Origin of the sequence: Klebsiella sp. JN_Kp121, assembly GCF_040062145.1 — a bacterium.
GTDB lineage: Bacteria > Pseudomonadota > Gammaproteobacteria > Enterobacterales > Enterobacteriaceae > Klebsiella > Klebsiella aerogenes.
This window is the reverse complement of the sequence record NZ_JBEAHX010000008.1, coordinates 246,047-263,755: the sequence shown is the minus strand read 5'-3', so window position 1 is coordinate 263,755 and position 17,709 is coordinate 246,047. Positions and strand designations below refer to the sequence as shown.

The 17,709-nt window shown below is 53.7% G+C and carries 13 protein-coding genes; 5 read left to right on the top strand and 8 right to left on the bottom strand.

The features are described 5' to 3' along the window. Positions 1-142 precede the first annotated feature (142 nt). From ispC to rpsB, 5 genes are all read right to left on the bottom strand, one after another. Positions 143-1,327 carry a 1-deoxy-D-xylulose-5-phosphate reductoisomerase gene (ispC, locus tag ABLU86_RS14225; protein ID WP_045411616.1) on the bottom strand — a complete coding sequence of 395 codons (1,185 nt, stop codon included), beginning with the start codon at positions 1,325-1,327 and terminating at the stop codon, positions 143-145. 229 nt (positions 1,328-1,556) lie between these two features. Then, complete coding sequence (gene frr / locus ABLU86_RS14220) at positions 1,557-2,114, bottom strand: ribosome recycling factor (protein ID WP_015368165.1); 558 nt, start codon at positions 2,112-2,114, stop codon at positions 1,557-1,559. A gap of 150 nt (positions 2,115-2,264) precedes the next feature. Further along, positions 2,265-2,990, bottom strand: coding sequence for a UMP kinase (pyrH, locus tag ABLU86_RS14215; RefSeq protein WP_004098747.1), 726 nt, complete (start codon positions 2,988-2,990; stop codon positions 2,265-2,267). A 150-nt stretch (positions 2,991-3,140) separates the two neighbouring features. Continuing rightward, the gene (gene tsf, locus ABLU86_RS14210; RefSeq protein ID WP_015368168.1) at positions 3,141-3,992 is read right to left on the bottom strand and encodes a translation elongation factor Ts; all 852 of its coding nucleotides are present in this window, start codon (positions 3,990-3,992) and stop codon (positions 3,141-3,143) included. A 119-nt stretch (positions 3,993-4,111) separates the two neighbouring features. After that, a complete protein-coding gene (gene rpsB, locus ABLU86_RS14205; RefSeq protein WP_004858107.1) occupies positions 4,112-4,837 on the bottom strand; it encodes a 30S ribosomal protein S2 in 726 nt (241 codons plus the stop codon). Between the two features lie 322 nt (positions 4,838-5,159). Here rpsB and map point away from each other — a divergent pair, with 322 nt between their 5' ends. The 5 genes from map to ABLU86_RS14180 all read left to right on the top strand — a co-directional run bounded on the left by map (position 5,160) and on the right by ABLU86_RS14180 (position 13,211). Then, positions 5,160-5,954 (top strand): type I methionyl aminopeptidase, encoded by a 795-nt coding sequence (map, locus tag ABLU86_RS14200; protein WP_015704444.1) that lies wholly within the window; start codon positions 5,160-5,162, stop codon positions 5,952-5,954. A 57-nt stretch (positions 5,955-6,011) separates the two neighbouring features. Continuing rightward, positions 6,012-8,675 (top strand): bifunctional uridylyltransferase/uridylyl-removing protein GlnD, encoded by a 2,664-nt coding sequence (glnD, locus tag ABLU86_RS14195; RefSeq protein WP_020079581.1) that lies wholly within the window; start codon positions 6,012-6,014, stop codon positions 8,673-8,675. A 31-nt stretch (positions 8,676-8,706) separates the two neighbouring features. Then, positions 8,707-9,531, top strand: a complete 825-nt coding sequence (gene dapD, locus ABLU86_RS14190; protein ID WP_015368172.1) for a 2,3,4,5-tetrahydropyridine-2,6-dicarboxylate N-succinyltransferase — start codon at positions 8,707-8,709, stop codon at positions 9,529-9,531. Positions 9,532-9,638: 107 nt separating this feature from the next. Next, positions 9,639-10,025, top strand: coding sequence for a DUF3461 family protein (locus ABLU86_RS14185; protein ID WP_015368173.1), 387 nt, complete (start codon positions 9,639-9,641; stop codon positions 10,023-10,025). A 198-nt stretch (positions 10,026-10,223) separates the two neighbouring features. Next, positions 10,224-13,211 (top strand): putative mucin/carbohydrate-binding domain-containing protein, encoded by a 2,988-nt coding sequence (locus ABLU86_RS14180; RefSeq protein ID WP_348796421.1) that lies wholly within the window; start codon positions 10,224-10,226, stop codon positions 13,209-13,211. 36 nt (positions 13,212-13,247) lie between these two features. Here the strand turns inward: ABLU86_RS14180 and ABLU86_RS14175 are convergent, their stop codons facing one another. From ABLU86_RS14175 to dgt, 3 genes are all read right to left on the bottom strand, one after another. After that, the gene (locus ABLU86_RS14175; RefSeq protein WP_015368175.1) at positions 13,248-14,405 is read right to left on the bottom strand and encodes a CdaR family transcriptional regulator; all 1,158 of its coding nucleotides are present in this window, start codon (positions 14,403-14,405) and stop codon (positions 13,248-13,250) included. Between the two features lie 175 nt (positions 14,406-14,580). After that, positions 14,581-16,014, bottom strand: a complete 1,434-nt coding sequence (gene degP, locus ABLU86_RS14170; protein WP_015704441.1) for a serine endoprotease DegP — start codon at positions 16,012-16,014, stop codon at positions 14,581-14,583. Between the two features lie 141 nt (positions 16,015-16,155). Beyond that, positions 16,156-17,670 carry a dGTPase gene (dgt, locus tag ABLU86_RS14165; RefSeq protein WP_059305356.1) on the bottom strand — a complete coding sequence of 505 codons (1,515 nt, stop codon included), beginning with the start codon at positions 17,668-17,670 and terminating at the stop codon, positions 16,156-16,158. Between the last annotated feature and the right edge of the window lie 39 nt (positions 17,671-17,709).

Genomic DNA, 17,709 nt, shown 5'->3' with positions numbered 1-17,709 from the left:
TTACGCAAAAAAGCCGTGTCTTGCCACGGCCACCGTAATCTTTCACAACAAAATGCAACGATCGGGTGGCGCAGACTATATCACCGAAGCCCAGCGCCCACAAATATCACAACGCGTTACAGGGGCTCCCCTACGCCATGTGTTATCGGAGTTGTCGCTGTGCGGCGACGCGCGCTTCGGCATCAATCGCAACCACTTCATCAATACTTTGCGGTTCATTGAGCGCCATACTATCCAGCACCGCCTGGTTAACCGCCGCAATATCGGTAAAGCGGATTTCGCTATTCAGAAACGCCGCCACCGAAACTTCGTTAGCGGCATTCAACGCCGTCGTCGCAGCCTGGCCGACATCAAAAGCGTCCATTGCCAGCTTCAGGCACGGATAGCGATCGTAATCCGGCGCTGAGAAACTCAGGTTGCTCAATTGACAGAAGTCCAACGGTTTAACGCCGGAGTTCAGGCGCTGCGGCCAGCCCATGGTATGGGCGATCGGCGTGCGCATATCCGGCTCGCCTAATTGCGCCAGCACGCTGCCGTCCTGATAGCGAACCATGGAGTGAATCACCGATTGCGGATGAATAATGACTTCCATCTGCTGAGCAGAGGCATTAAACAGCCAGCGGGCTTCGATGTACTCCAGCCCTTTATTCATCATCGTGGCGGAATCAACGGAAATTTTGCGTCCCATTGACCAGTTCGGATGGCGGCAAGCCTGATCCGGCGTCATTGCCGCCAGCTCAGAAATCGCCGTTTCCCGGAAAGGTCCACCGGAACCGGTCAGCAGAATCGACGAGACGCCGTTCTGCGTCAGGTCAGCGTATCCCAGATGGTTTTGAATTGTTTCCGGCAAACTCTGAAAAATCGCGTTATGTTCGCTATCAACCGGCAACAGGCGAGCGCCATACTGCTGAACCGCGTCCATAAACAGGCGGCCGCAGGTCACCAGCGACTCTTTATTCGCTAACAACACCGTTTTGCCAGCGCGAATGGCCGCCAGCGTCGGCGCCAGACCGGCCGCGCCAACGATGGCCGCCATCACCTGATCGATTTCATCCAGCGCCGCGACGTCGGCCGCCGCCTGCTTACCGCTCAGCACTTCCGTGCGGCAGCCCTGTTCACGTAGCAGCGTACGCAAACGCTCAGCGCTTTGCGCATCATCCATCACCGCAAAGCGGGGGGAAAATTCCAGACATTGTTCAACCATACGGTCGACATTTTTCCCCGCGACCAGCGCGGCGACGGAAAAGCTTTCGGGATTATGGCGCACCACGTCCAGCGTGCTGCAGCCGATTGAACCGGTCGAACCGAGAACGGTTAATTGCTTCATGAGACGTCCAGAAGAATTGTGACAGGATAAAAAGCAAAACGCCGCCAGCAAGCCCTTTATGCATCAATCCTCGGGGCTAAAACGGCGGCGAATGACCTTCGGTATAGAACGGAAGGCTACAAGGCCAGCTATTTTAACGCAATCCCAAATATTGAGCGTACGGTCTTCTGTACGGCGTTTCAGACTTTACGCAGCCCCGAATATCCCGGGCCCGCGTAACGGCAGAAAATCAGAACTGCATCAGTTCCGCTTCTTTCTCTGCCAGCGCCGCATCAACTTTCTTAATGGCGGCGTCAGTCATTTTCTGCACGTCGTCCTGAGAACGGCGATCGTCATCTTCGCTGATCTCTTTCTCTTTGAGCAGAGCTTTAACTTTGTCGTTCGCGTCACGGCGAACGTTACGCACGGCGACACGCGCCTGCTCAGCTTCGCCACGCACGATCTTGGTCAGATCTTTACGACGTTCTTCTGTCAGCGGCGGCAGCGGAACGCGGATATCGCTACCCGCAGAGCTTGGGTTCAGACCCAGGTCAGACGCCATAATCGCTTTTTCAACGGCCGGGCTCATAGAGCGGTCGAAGACGTTGATTTTCAGCGTACGGGAATCTTCTACCGTAACGCTTGCCAGCTGACGCAGCGGAGTCGGCGTGCCGTAGTATTCTACAATGATGCCATCCAGCAGGCTTGGAGAAGCACGACCCGTGCGAATTTTGCTGATTTGGTTTTTGAATGCTTCAACGCATTTTTCCATGCGTACTTCAGCATCTTTTCTGATATCGCTAATCACGTTACGAATCCTTGAAAACTTGTCTCAGACAGACCACACGGTCGCTCACCGCAAAAGTGAGCTAAGTATAGTCCGGATTAATTCAATTAACCGGGCAACTTCCCCGCTAAAGTAAAGCGGAATATTACCCGGAATTAGCGCCGACGGGAATTATTCCGTAATCAATGTGCCTTCTTTTTCGCCCATCACCACACGACGCAGCGCGCCAGGCTTGTTCATGTTAAATACGCGAATCGGCAGTTTGTGGTCGCGCGCCAGGGTAAAGGCGGCAAGATCCATCACTTTCAGCTCTTTATCCAGCACTTCGCTGTAGGTCAGCTGATCATACATGGTGGCGGAAGGATCTTTCGCCGGGTCAGCGGTAAACACGCCGTCAACCTTGGTCGCTTTCAGTACCACGTCGGCTTCGATTTCAATACCGCGCAGGCAGGCTGCGGAGTCGGTAGTAAAGAATGGGTTGCCGGTACCTGCGGAGAGGATCACCACGCGATTGTTACGCAGCAGGCTAATCGCTTCCGCCCAGCTGTAGTTGTCACACACGCCGTTCAGCGGGATTGCGGACATCAGGCGAGCGTTCACATAGGCGCGATGGAGCGCATCACGCATTGCCAGGCCGTTCATGACCGTTGCCAGCATGCCCATGTGGTCGCCCACAACGCGGTTCATACCCGCTTTCGCCAGACCAGCACCACGGAACAGGTTACCGCCACCAATCACTACGCCAACCTGAATACCCAGTTCAACCAGTTCTTTGATTTCCTGAGCCATACGGTCAAGTATGCTTGCATCAATACCGAAGCCTTCTGAACCCTGCAGAGCTTCGCCACTTAACTTCAGCAGAATACGTTTGTAGACGGGTTTTGCATTGGTAGCCATGTTTCTTTCCTGAGACTGTCAACGATTGAGATGAGTTAATTCTGACGACATTGTATGTCATCGTTCAGCGCAGTCACTATAAGCGATTGGCTGATTTTACAAGAGAGGCGCAAAAAGAAGCCGCCCTCAGGCGGCTCCTTTTTTTAAAAATTAAGACTGCTTGGACATCGCAGCAACTTCTGCTGCAAAGTCAGTCTCAACTTTCTCGATGCCTTCGCCCACTTCAAAGCGGATGAAGCCAGTAACGTCGGCGTTGTGCTCTTTCAGCAGCTGACCAACAGATTTGCTCGGTTCCATAACGAAAGGCTGACCAGTCAGAGAAACTTCGCCGGTGAATTTCTTCATACGGCCTTCAACCATTTTCTCTGCGATTTCTTTCGGCTTACCGGACTGCATCGCGATGTCCAGCTGAACCTGGTACTCTTTTTCTACTACTTCAGCAGAAACGTCTTCCGGCTTAACGAATTCCGGCTTGCTTGCAGCAACGTGCATTGCCAGCTGCTTAACCAGCTCTTCGTCAGCGCCTTTAGCGGCAACCAGAACGCCAATGCGCGCACCGTGCTGGTAGCTGCCCAGAACGTCGCCTTCCAGGATAGCGATACGACGGATGTTGATGTTCTCACCGATTTTAGCAACCAGGGCAACACGTTCTTCTTCGAACTGTGCTTTCAGAACTTCAACGTCGGAGATTTTACCAGCAACAGCGGCGTCCAGTACTTTGTCAGCAAATGCCTGGAAACCACCATCTTTAGCAACGAAGTCAGTCTGGCAGTTAACTTCCAGAATGTAACCGTAGTTGCCGTCGATTTTGGTTTTGATCACGCCGTCAGCAGCAACGTTGCCTGCTTTTTTCGCCGCTTTGATCGCGCCGGATTTACGCATGTTTTCGATTGCCAGCTCGATGTCGCCATTAGCTTCAGTCAGTGCTTTTTTGCAATCCATCATGCCTGCGCCAGTACGTTCGCGCAGCTCTTTTACCAGGGAAGCGGTAATTTCAGCCATTCTAAAATCCTCGGGAGATGTGGAAACTGCCCGGCCTGCGGCCAAACAGCATAAATTGAAAAAAGGGGCCTAAAATTGGCCCCTATTCATACACGGTACTAATAAGGGCTTAAACCTTATTATTCAGCTTCTACGAAGCTTTCTTCCGCCTGAGAAGCCAGGTCCTGAGAGCGACCTTCACGAACGGTAGCTGCAACAGCGCCCAGGTACAGGCTAACTGCGCGGATTGCATCGTCGTTACCCGGGATAACGAAGTCTACGCCGTCCGGATCAGAGTTGGTATCAACGATAGCAAATACCGGGATACCCAAGTTGTTTGCTTCTTTGATAGCGATGTGCTCGTGGTCAGCGTCGATAACGAACAGTGCGTCCGGCAGGCCGCCCATGTCTTTGATACCGCCCAGGCTGTTTTCCAGCTTGTCCAGCTCACGAGTGCGCATCAGCGCTTCTTTCTTGGTCAGCTTCTCGAAAGTACCGTCCTGGGACTGAGTTTCCAGGTCTTTCAGACGTTTGATGGACTGACGAACGGTTTTCCAGTTAGTCAGCATACCGCCCAGCCAGCGATGGTTCACGAAGAACTGGTCGCAGCTGTTAGCAGCTTCTTTTACCGCTTCGCTTGCAGCGCGCTTAGTACCAACGAACAGGATCTTGCCTTTACGGGCAGAGATTTTGTTCAGCTCAGCCAGAGCTTCGTTGAACATCGGTACAGTTTTCTCAAGGTTGATGATGTGAACTTTGTTACGCGCGCCGAAGATGAAAGGCTTCATTTTCGGGTTCCAGTAACGGGTCTGGTGACCGAAGTGAACACCAGCCTTGAGCATGTCGCGCATGGAAACAGTTGCCATGTTTAAAACCTCTATAGATTAAATTGGGGTTATGCCTCCACGTATCCCATATTACCGACCCCAAAGGGCACCCCGGAATATGTGCCGATACGTGTGTGTTATTTACACAATATGAGTATGTCGCTTACGCCCATCCTTGTGTATCTGAGATGGAACGGAAGTCCGGCGCGCTTTATACCACAAAACCTGGCCAGACACCAACTCTTGTTGACGTCTCGTGCTGTTAATGATTCTCAATTTGGCACCAGCGTACCCGGACTGTTACCATTGACAGGACTTAATCTATTATTGTCGAAAAAATCGACACTGCTGGACATATTCCATGGCTATCTCTATCAAGACATCTGAAGATATCGAAAAAATGCGCGTTGCCGGCCGCCTGGCCGCCGAAGTGCTGGAAATGATCGAACCCTACGTCAAACCGGGCGTCAGCACCGGCGAGCTGGATCGCATCTGCAACGACTACATTGTTAATGAACAGAAAGCGGTCTCCGCCTGCCTCGGCTATCACGGCTTCCCGAAATCGGTCTGTATCTCTATTAATGAAGTGGTGTGCCACGGCATCCCGGATGACGGCAAACTGCTGAAAGACGGCGACATCGTCAATATCGACGTGACCGTGATTAAAGATGAGTTCCACGGCGATACCTCAAAAATGTTCATCGTCGGTAAACCGACTATCCTCGGCGAGCGCCTGTGCCGCATCACCCAGGAAAGCCTCTATCTGGCGCTGAAGATGGTTAAACCGGGGATCAACCTGCGCGCGATCGGCGCGGCGATCCAGAAATTCGTTGAAGCGGAAGGTTTTTCCGTGGTGCGCGAGTACTGCGGGCACGGTATCGGCCGCGGCTTCCACGAAGAACCGCAGGTACTGCACTATGATTCGCCGGAAACCGACGTGGTGCTCAAGCCTGGTATGACCTTCACCATCGAACCGATGGTCAACGCCGGTAAGAAAGAGATCCGCAGCATGAAGGACGGCTGGACGGTGAAAACCAAAGACCGTAGCTTGTCTGCGCAGTACGAGCATACTATTGTGGTAACCGATAACGGCTGCGAAATTCTGACGCTACGCAAGGATGACACCATCCCGGCGATAATCTCGCACGACGAATAATGAAAAGCCGGCGCCCGCCGGCTTTTTTATTAGATAGTTTTTTCTTATGGTGACGCGATGAGCAACTCTTTACCTGACACAGCCTCCCCTCTTCTGCCCATCCCGCCGGAACATCCGGTGAACTGGCCGCAGGGCGATCTGAACTGTGCCGCAATCAAGGCGCACATCGATACCTTCCAGCACTGGCTCGGAGAGGCATTTGATAACGGCATCGCCGCAGAGCAGCTCATCGCGGCGCGCACCGAGTTTATCGACCAGCTGCTGCAGCGGCTGTGGGTCGACTATGGTTTTGAATCCGTCTGCGACCTGGCGCTAGTGGCCGTTGGCGGCTATGGCCGCGGCGAGCTGCACCCGCTCTCCGACGTCGACCTGCTGATTCTGAGCCGTAAAAAGCTGCCGGACGAGCAGGCGCAAAAGGTCGGCGAGCTCCTGACCCTGCTGTGGGACGTTAAGCTCGAAGTCGGCCACAGCGTGCGTACCCTCGAAGAGTGTTTGCTCGAAGGGCTTTCAGATCTTACCGTCGCCACCAACTTAATTGAATCCCGCCTACTCATCGGCGATGTCGCGCTGTTTCTTGAACTGCAAAAACATATTTTCAGCGACGGCTTCTGGCCGTCGGAAAAGTTCTTCGCCGCCAAGGTTGAAGAGCAGAATGTTCGCCACCAGCGCTACCATGGCACCAGTTACAACCTGGAGCCGGACGTCAAAAGCAGCCCCGGCGGCCTGCGCGATATACATACCCTGCAGTGGGTGGCCCGCCGCCACTTCGGCGCCACCTCGCTTGATGAAATGGTCGGCTTCGGCTTCCTCACCGAAGCCGAACGCAACGAGCTTAACGAGTGCCTGCACCAGCTCTGGCGCATCCGTTTTGCTTTGCACCTTGAAGTTAATCGCTACGATAACCGCCTGCTTTTCGATCGTCAGCTGAATGTCGCCCACCGCCTCGGCTATGAAGGCGAAGGTAATCAGCCGATCGAACACATGATGAAAGATTTCTTCCGCGTCACGCGTCGGGTGAGTGAACTCAATAACATGCTACTGCAGTTGTTTGACGAGGCGATCCTCGCGCTAACCGAGAACGAAAAGCCGCGGCCTATTGATGATGATTTCCAACTGCGCGGCACCCTGATAGACCTGCGTGACGACACCCTGTTTATGCGCGAGCCGCAGGCGATTCTGCGGATGTTCTTTATTATGGTGCGCAACAGCAGCATCACCGGCATTTACTCCACTACTCTGCGTCATCTGCGCCACGCGCGCCGCCACCTGACGCAGCCGCTGTGCTATATCCCGGAGGCGCGAACTCTCTTCCTCAGCATGCTGCGCCATCAGGGCGCGGTGAGTCGCGGCCTGCTGCCGATGCATCGCCACAGCGTGCTGTGGGCCTATATGCCGCAGTGGTCGCATATTGTCGGTCAGATGCAGTTCGACCTGTTTCACGCCTATACCGTCGACGAACACACCATACGCGTCTTGTTAAAGCTGGAAAGCTTCGCGAAAGAAGAGACCCGCAGCCGCCATCCGCTGTGCGTTGAGCTGTGGCCGCGGCTGGCCCATCCTGAACTTATCCTCATCGCCGCCCTGTTTCACGATATCGCCAAGGGCCGCGGCGGCGATCACTCGATTCTCGGCGCCGAAGACGTGCTGAAATTCGCCGAGCTCCACGGGCTCAATTCGCGGGAGACGCAGCTGGTCGCCTGGCTGGTACGCCAGCATCTATTGATGTCGGTAACCGCCCAGCGCCGCGACATTCAGGACCCGGAGGTGATTAAACAGTTCGCCGAAGAGGTACAGACCGAAAATCGCCTGCGCTATCTGGTATGCCTGACCGTCGCCGATATCTGCGCCACCAACGAAACGCTGTGGAACAGCTGGAAGCAAAGCCTGCTGCGCGAGCTCTATTTCGCCACTGAAAAACAGCTGCGTCGCGGTATGCAGAGCACGCCGGATATGCGCGAACGGGTACGCCACCATCAGCTGCAGGCGCTGGCGCTGCTGCGCATGGACAATATCAATGAAGAGGCGCTGCACCAGATTTGGAACCGCTGCCGGGCGAACTACTTTGTGCGGCATACGCCGAACCAGCTCGCCTGGCACGCCCGCAACCTGCTGAAGCACGATCTCAGTAAGCCGATGATCCTGCTGAGTTCGCGGGCCACCCGCGGCGGCACCGAGATCTTCATCTGGAGCCCGGACCGCCCTTACCTGTTCGCCGCCGTCTGCGGCGAACTGGATCGGCGCAACCTCAGCGTTCACGATGCGCAGATCTTCACTACCCGCGATGGCATGGCGATGGATACCTTTATCGTACTTGAACCCGACGGCAGCCCGCTTTCCGCCGATCGCCACGAGGCGATTCGCCACGGTCTTGAGCAGACAATAACTCAACGCAGCTGGGAGCCGCCGGCCCCGCGTCGCCAGGCGGCTAAACTACGTCATTTTTCCGTCGCCACTGAGGTGAATTTTCTGCCGACCCATACCGACCGGAAATCATTTCTTGAGCTCATTGCGCTCGATCAGCCAGGGCTGCTCGCCCGCGTCGGCCAGGTGTTCGCCGACCTCGGAATATCGCTTCACGGAGCCCGAATTACGACAATTGGCGAGCGAGTAGAAGATTTATTTATAATCGCCACCGCCGACCGGCGTGCCCTTAATAATGAGCTGCAACAAGAAGTGCAACAACGGTTGACAGAGGCCCTCAATCCAAACGATAAAGGGTAACGTATTTTTTTTAAGTGAATGGAAAGAAACAATGCAGCAGTTACAGAACGTTATTGAGTCCGCCTTTGAGCGTCGCGCCGACATCACGCCGGCAAATGTGGATACCGTCACCCGCGAAGCGGTGAACCAGGTTATTGCCCTGCTGGATTCCGGCGCGCTGCGCGTCGCTGAGAAGATCGACGGTCAGTGGGTGACGCATCAATGGCTGAAGAAAGCGGTACTGCTCTCTTTCCGTATTAACGATAACCAGGTTATCGATGGTGCGGAAAGCCGCTACTTCGATAAAGTTCCAATGAAATTCGCCGACTACGATGAAGCACGCTTCCAGAAAGAAGGCTTCCGCGTAGTGCCGCCGGCGGCAGTCCGCCAGGGCGCGTTCATCGCGCGCAATACCGTGCTGATGCCGTCCTACGTCAACATCGGCGCTTATGTTGATGAAGGCACCATGGTTGATACCTGGGCCACCGTCGGCTCTTGCGCGCAGATCGGCAAAAACGTTCACCTGTCCGGTGGCGTAGGCATCGGCGGCGTTCTCGAGCCGCTGCAGGCTAACCCGACCATCATCGAAGATAACTGCTTCATCGGCGCGCGCTCTGAAATCGTTGAAGGCGTTATCGTTGAAGAAGGCGCGGTGATCTCCATGGGCGTGTACATCGGCCAGAGCACCAAAATCTACGATCGCGAAACCGGCGAAGTCCATTACGGCCGCGTGCCGGCGGGCTCGGTTGTCGTTTCCGGCAACCTGCCGTCGAAAGATGGTAAATACAGCCTGTACTGTGCGGTGATCGTGAAAAAGGTTGATGCGAAGACCCGCGGTAAGGTCGGTATCAACGAACTGCTGCGTACCATCGACTAAGCAGAACAAAAAGCGGGAGATATCCCGCTTTTTTTATATCTGACGCTGGCGAAGATGAATTTTTTCGTTAATTATTCAATGGTTATGATGATATCAAAGGTACCGTTATGTACGATAATCTGAAAAGTCTTGGCATTACCAATCCTGATGAAATCGATCGCTATAGCCTGCGCCAGGAAGCTAACAACGACATCCTGAAGATCTATTTCCAGAAAGATAAAGGCGAATTCTTCGCTAAAAGCGTGAAGTTTAAATACCCACGCCAGCGTAAAACTGTGGTCGCCGACGGCGTCGGTCAGGGCTACAAAGAAGTGCAGGAGATTAGTCCGAACCTGCGTTATGTCATCGACGAACTGGATCAGCTCTGCCAGCGCGATCGTACTGAAATCGACCTCAAGCGTAAGATCCTTGACGATTTACGCCATCTGGAAAGCGTCGTCACCAATAAGATCAGTGAAATTGAAGCCGATCTGGAAAAACTGACGCGCAAATAAATCCGCCTGCTACGGGCCAGCTACTGGCCCTCTTCCCCGACTCCATCCTCAATTTTGTCACCCGTAGATCATCTTCGCTAACAGCAAAACTCAGTTATACCTCACTAACATCATTTCACATCACAACCATATCTATATGAATTACTTAATTTTTCCATTTCATTTATGTTCAATTTCCACCTAAAAGGAGATCAAGCTATGACACAGGAAATTGAACAAAAATGTTATACCCTACAATCCGCCAGCTGGCTGGATAACGCAGGTTTTGAAAAAGGACGAAAACACGATCGTCAGGCGCTGGGCTTTATTCTGCCCGCCAATACGGTGCTGAAAATTCGGCAAACCGATCTCAGCAACGGCATCTCGACCCTGCGCCTGATGTGTGATGATAGCGCTGTGGAAAAATCCAGCGCTTTGACCACCAACTGGACAACGATTAGCACCACCGTCGATTCTGTGCCGTTTGTCGATACGTTGTTTACCGACAGCCCCTGCGAGTTCTCCGTGATTTACCAACAACCCGCGGCGACGAAACCGCTCCCCAGCTGGAAATCAGGACAGTCTGAAGAGACGTTTTTCCTGGATTGGGAGAATAATAAATCGTCTTTCGCGCTGGTGGATCTGGATGTTATCAATCTGCTGTTGCCCTACGCCGACCGCGACAACGCGATGAAAGCGGGATTAGCGTCGTTACACCGTTTTTATAACCACCTTTTCACCAGCTATAACGATTGGGCCGGACTAAGCGAAAATCCCGATTCGCAATGGAATCAGAACGTTGCCAACCGCTACTTTTTGCGGGCGGATAAACATGGCGTCGGTTCGGCTTATTATAATACCAACTGGTGCGCGCAGACCGCCGCCACGGTTGGCGAAGGCTGGCTGGATAACGTCGCCACGCAGTGGGTTATCCTGCATGAAATCGGCCACGGCTATCAGGGTAAATTTATGCAGGATCCCACGCTTTCCGTCAGCGAAGTGTGGAACAATATTTACGCTTCCTTCTATCAACAGCTCACGCTGAGTCAGGATAATCATCTGTATACCGATGGCTGGCTATACAACTACGGTAAGCTGGCCGCGCAGGAAGCACAGTTGGTTAACTATATTACCGACAAGACGCCGGTCACCAGTTGGGGTTTGCGTTCTCGCCTGCAATTCCTGATGCTGATGTTATTCAAAGCAGGTATCGCATCCTTCCGCACCTTTAATCAGAACTATCGCCAACTTGCCAATAGCGAGAGCTTCCAGCAGTCGGATCATCAGCTTGCCGATATGCTGGCAACCGCCATCGCTACCTCCGCGGGATATGATGTGACGCCGTTTATCGAGCTCTGCGGTTTAACGCTGAAAAACGCCACCCGGGAAAATATCGTCTCGCTGGCGACAAAACCGCTCTATCCGCTGTATCGTTTTCTACCGCAAAGCGAATGGGATAGCGCGCGCCAACAGTTAGGGCTGGATTCCTTCTTCTGGCTGGTGGATAACAGCGAACTGGCAATATTAGGCAAAACGGGGGCGCTGACCCTGACGCTGAATATCGATCGCCCGGAGCAAATTTACGGTCAGACGCTGGCTATCAAGGATAATTGCGGCAACCATTATTCACTGGTGATTAATAGTGACGTCCTGACCCTGAAGGACATGCCAATCGGCGTGTATCAGATCGAACTGCCTAAAGGCCGCTCGCAAAAATATCGCCCGGATATCAGCTATATCACCGTAAAAGAAGGCGCCAATACGGTCACCGTCAACTACGTTCAGCAAAACGATACCAGCGAACGTAACGTGACGATCTCCTTTTTAGGTTATAGCGATGCGCCTTTTGCCCACCTGGATGTTGATTACGAAAACCAGCAGCTTATTCTCAATGTGACCAGCGCCAACCCGCACAGCTACTACCCCGGGACATTGTATGCCGCAGTCAGTGTACTCTCCGCCAACGGTGAAAAAGTGTTTGAGCGTAAGATGACCGGCACCAACTGCGCGACGGGTAAAGTGATTATTCCATTCAGCCCTCACTATCACTTATATATCACCCACATGGAGCCGGGACGGCTGAAAACCTCACCGGGATATTTAACGCTGGTTGCGCGTGAGAAATACCAACTGATGCGCATTGATGATAATGGTCTGTATAACTTTATTCTCGGCAATAGTCCGGCGGATGACTTAGAGGCGATTTTCGAGCATAACGCTCAGGCTATCCGTACTCAGCCCTCGCTGGTAGCGCAGGAAGAGTGCGTCTGTAAAAACGATCTTTGGCTGATGCTCCCCCATATTGAAGAGCCCCGGCGCAGTGAACTGCTTAAAGCGTATGCCGATGTCCTGCCTCAGGATAATAACGCTCCGGGCGAGCTAACGGGCAAAAGCGTGACGCTCAATCTCCGCGGCCAGGGCAATAACGAGTTTTGCCAGGTCGTTATCGATAATAAACAACGCGCAATGACGGTCGCGACACGGGCCGGCACACCGCACTCGTATTACACCACCCATACCTATGCCAGCATTACGGTTACTGCCGAGGACGATACGGTTGTTTATCAACGCAGCTACGCCGGTGCTACCAACAATCTGGCAAACAGCGAAACCATCGCCCTCGCGGAAGGGATGATCATCGAGATTTTCCATGATGAACCATACCGCTCCAGCGCCACTAATGGCACGACCCAAAACGCCGTCACGCTGAAACAGCATAACCGCTGGCGCGTAGTGAAAACGGGCCTCGAAGTCTATGCGCTCGCGCCTGATGAACCGGATGAGGAAGCCACTAGTACAGAAGAGGAAACTCAGGAGACCACCGCACTGTATGGCGATCGCTTCAGTTGGCAACTGCTTGGCGATGATGATGTTTGCTTTGCCGGGATGGAGATGGATATTGGCAGCGGCGCGTTGACCTTTAGCGCCAATGCGGTGGTACCAAATAAGCACTTTACGACCACTTACGCCACGGTCAATGTCTACAATACGCGTGGTTCGGTGGTGTATCGCCAGTCGATTAAAGGATCGTCGCAGCTTGGCGACTATGTAGATACCGCCATCCTGGATGAGGGCTATACCATTGAAGTCTTCCATGCCGAAGCGGGAAATCGTTCCGTTATTATTAATCCACTCAATGGCAATAGCTGGCAACAACCCAATACCGTCACCTGGCAAGTGACCCCCCGCGGGCTGCAGCGCCTGTAATCCGTCATTTCCACTCCCGCCTGAGGCGGGAGTGTGTCAGCGTTGCTCATCCAGCTGCAATGCAATGTACAGTAGCAGACGGTCGTCAAAACTTCCCAGGTCCAATCCGGTTAGTTCCGAAATCCGATTGAGCCGATACTCCAGGGTATTACGATGAATAAACAGCGCCTTTGAGGTGGCCAACGGCTGCACGTTATGACGAAACCATGCCTGCAAGGTGCGGCGCAACAGGCCGTTGTTATCCATCGCCTTCAGCCGCGTCAGCGGGCGCGCCAGCTCATTGGCCTGCCAGCCGCCGCGCAGGCTATCCAGCAGCACCGGCAGCATCAGATCCTGATAAAAGTAGCTGCGGCTTTCCGGCATCCGCTGCTTCCCTACCATCATCGTCGTACGCGCGGTCCGATAAGAGCGTGCGATACTGCCCGGACCAGTAAAGAAATTACCTAACGCAACGCGGAACTGCAGTTGGCCGTTCTCTTTCATACGGGCAATCAGTTGCTCAACGCGCTTGCAGTGGTCGTCGGCGTCCCAGCGGCCAAAGGCATTTAACGCGGGTTTCAATACCACCATCTCGGTCAACGAGACAATCGCCACCAGGTTGTTGCGATCCGGCGTGGTCAGCGCTGTCTGCAACTGCTGTAGTTCCGCCATCGCGCTATCGACGCCAAGCTGGCCGCTATCAACTTCAATCATCGCCACCACCCGTGGTTGATTGAGGTCGATGCCCAGTCTCTGCGCCCATTCGTTGAGCGCCGGGGTATTTTCTTCCGCCTGAATCAGGTTCATGACCAGTTCTTCACGCAGGCGGCTGTCCTGCGCCAGCAGATGCATCAGCCGCGACTGTTCGAGCATCATCTCCGCGGTCATACACACCAGCTCACCATACTTACGCAGTGATTCGGGCTCGCCGGTTAATCCGATAACGCCGACGATTTCCCCTTCAAGACGCAGCGGCAGGTTAATCCCCTGACGCACGCCGTGCAGATGGCGAGCGACCGCATCATCGATATCAACTACCCGCCCCTGCGACAACACCAGCAGCGCGCCTTCGTGCAATTCACCAATACGCTCACGATCGCCGCTGCCAATAATGCGCCCGCGGGCATCCATTACGTTAATATTGGTATCAATGATGCGCATCGTGCGCGCCACGATATCCTGCGCCATTTTGGTATCAAGATGCCAGCCAGCCATGTAACCCTCCCCTGAGCAGGGCATCAGCATAAAAGAGTGTCTGAAACTACGCACTGTGCATATGCACAAAGCGTGACAGAGAAGTATGGAGTTGTGGGGGGAATCACAGAACTTGCGGGCAGAATAAAAAAGCCCCTTTCCCGGCACGGGAAAGGGGCTTATGCGCGCTGATAGATTATTGCATCAGCAGGTAGATAGAGGTATCACCACGCTGAATATTCAGCGCCAGTACGGACGGTTTTGCATCGAAGATTTTGCGCAGGTCAGCGATGTTTTTCACCGGCTGCTGGTTAGCGCCGACAATGATGTCGCCTTTCTTCAGACCAATCTGCGCCGCCGGCGTGCCCGCTTTCACGTTGCTCACCACCACACCTTTGTCCTGGCCCTTGTTGCTCATTTCCGCGCCTTGAATGCCGTTAAAGATGCTGCTGGAGTCAACCTGGTTCTGATTGCTCTGCTGCAGTTCAACGGTAACGTTGACCGGCTTGCCGTCGCGCAGCAGGCCAAGCTCGACTTTGCTGCCGATAGGCATCGTACCGACCTGCGCACGCAGCGCAGCGAAACTGCTGATCGGCTTGCCGTTCAGGGTGGTAATCACGTCGCCAGCTTTAATACCCGCTTTCGCCGCCGCAGAGCCCGGCATCACCTGGCTTACAAACGCGCCGCGCTGGGCATCAACTTTCATTGCCTTCGCCAGCTCGGAGTTCAGCTCGGTACCCATGATCCCCAGTTCGCCGCGTTTCACCTGGCCAAACTTGACCATCTGCTCGGTCAGGTTTTTCACCATGTTGCTCGGAATAGCAAAGCCGATACCGATGTTGCCGCCGTCCGGAGCAAGGATTGCGGTGTTGATACCGATCAGTTCACCGTTGAGATTCACCAGCGCGCCGCCGGAGTTACCGCGGTTAATAGCCGCATCGGTCTGGATAAAGTTTTCATAGTTTTCCACGTTCAGGCCGCTGCGGCCCAATGCGGAGACGATACCGGAAGTCACGGTTTCGCCGAGGCCGAACGGGTTACCGATCGCCACGGTGTAGTCGCCGACGCGCAGCGCGTCAGAGTCGGCAAGCTTAATCGCCGTCAGGTTTTTCGGATCCTGAATTTGAATCAGCGCGATGTCGGAGCGCGGGTCTTTACCGACGACTTTCGCATCGAACTTACGGCCATCGCTCAGCTGAACTTTAATGGTGGTGGCATTATCGACCACGTGGTTATTGGTCACCACGTAGCCTTTGGCCGCATCAATAATTACCCCGGAACCGAGCGCCATAAATTTCTGCTGCTGCGCGTTATCGCCAGGGGCGCCCTGGCCGCCGCCCTGACAGAATGGAGAGCTCTGGAATGGCGAACCATCCTGGCAGAACGGCGAGTTGTCACCGAAGAATTGCTGGAAGTTACGCGGCATCCGCGGCGTGTTAACAGTCGTGCTGCCCTCAACGTTGATGCTCACCACAGACGGCATCACTTTTTCCAGCATCGGCGCCAGGCTCGGCATCTGCTGCGCAGTGGTCGCCGAGGAAGCCGTTTCAGCCGCGCTCGCAGAGAGCGGGGACAACGCCAGACCTAAACTCAGAGCCAGAGCACTCATTGCTAACGTGGTTTTTTTCATAGGTTTCAATCTCAATTTCAAATTTCGGATAACGAAAAAGTTGCTGTGTACGCACTCTCAGAGTCATTTTATAGCGCGAAGTTCCAGAGTTAAGTTTCGGTAAAAGTAAAAATTTATTGTCCGTCTTTACAAAACTCAGACTTATTCCACCGCCATCAGACGGCGATATTCATCCCACGCATACAAATCCGTCATTCCGCTGATATAGTCCTGAATCAATCGACAGCGGTAATAATACTCCAGCACGGGATATTCTTCGGTATCGCGCGAAAGCTTATTTACCGCCTCCACATAAGCCAACCGATGTCGGGTCGAGAGTTTCTGGAACAACCTCGAAGCAATAGGCAAACTGCGTACCCGATCTTGTTCCACCAATTGGCTGAACTCCTCCAGCGATAATTTCAGTAGCGGCTCGTAGATATCCAGCAGACCGCTGATAACCCGGTAGCCCTGTAATTCCAGCTGTTCAACATCAGGATGACTAAACACCTGTTTTATGGCGACGTTTTTATAAAGTTCAAGTAGCTGACTACAATCGCTGTCGTCCTCTAACAGCGCATGATTAAAATCGCCGTTAAAAATAGCCGGTAAGTTTTCGATAAACCGATGCGCCGCATAAGGCACCAGTTTATTCAACGTATTAACCCGTAAATACATAAAGAACTGATCTTCAGTGCTGCGGCTCAGTGAATTTGCGCGCGATTTCTCCCACGCGTTTTCTACAACTTGGGCGAACAAGGATCCTTTTTCATGAGTGCCCCACGCGTCATAGAGATGTTGATACAATTGCTCCGCGCTGAATATTCGTTTTTCTACCGCATCTTCGAGGTCAGCAACGCAATATGAGATATCATCGGCAGCTTCCATAATCCACGTTAATGGAAAACGATTGTAAGGCGCCAGATCCAATTCTTTACGCAGCCGCGCGATATACTCTTCTTCGGCTAAATAATAACCAGGTTTTTTCATTAAGTAGCTATGGCTGGCAAGCGTCTCTCCCCGCCACCACGCCGGCCGCGTATATTTCAGAATGCAGCCGACCTGGGTCCAGGTCAGGTTCATACGCATCAGCGTATGCACCAGACGGATGCCCTGAGCATTGCCTTCAAAGCAGCACAAATCCTGACGCACTTTACGCCGCAGTTCGTTGAGCACCCCTTCGCCGTCGTGCAGACGCAGCGCGTCAACCTGGCAGCGATCCTGGCTTAACGGCTGGCTGGCGGCATCTTTCGGCGCCAGCCGTTTTCTGAACCAATCGTTAATTGCCGCCTCGCCAAAATGGCCAAATGGCGGATTGCCGATATCGTGCATCAGACAGGCCATCTCCACCACGCTTTCAAACGGGCCGCTCAGTTCATCCAGACCGTAGCATTCCAGCAGCTTTTGCTCTTTCAGGCGGCTTAGCACCTCTTTGGCGATGTAGCGCCCGACCTGCTGGACTTCGAGCGAATGGGTGAGTCGGGTGCGGACCGCCGCGTTACGCTCAAGTGGAAAGACCTGGGTTTTTTGCTGCAGGCGGCGGATGGCCGGTGAATTGATAATGCGCCCGCGATCGCTTTCAAACACCCGCAGGATCTCGCGTTCCGTCTCTACACCCTGCGGCGAACGGTAGCGCCGACGCCAGTGAATCTTGTTGCGAAAATCAATATTTGCCATAGCCTCTCCCGCGCGAGCAATACGCTTCCCCTTAAGCGC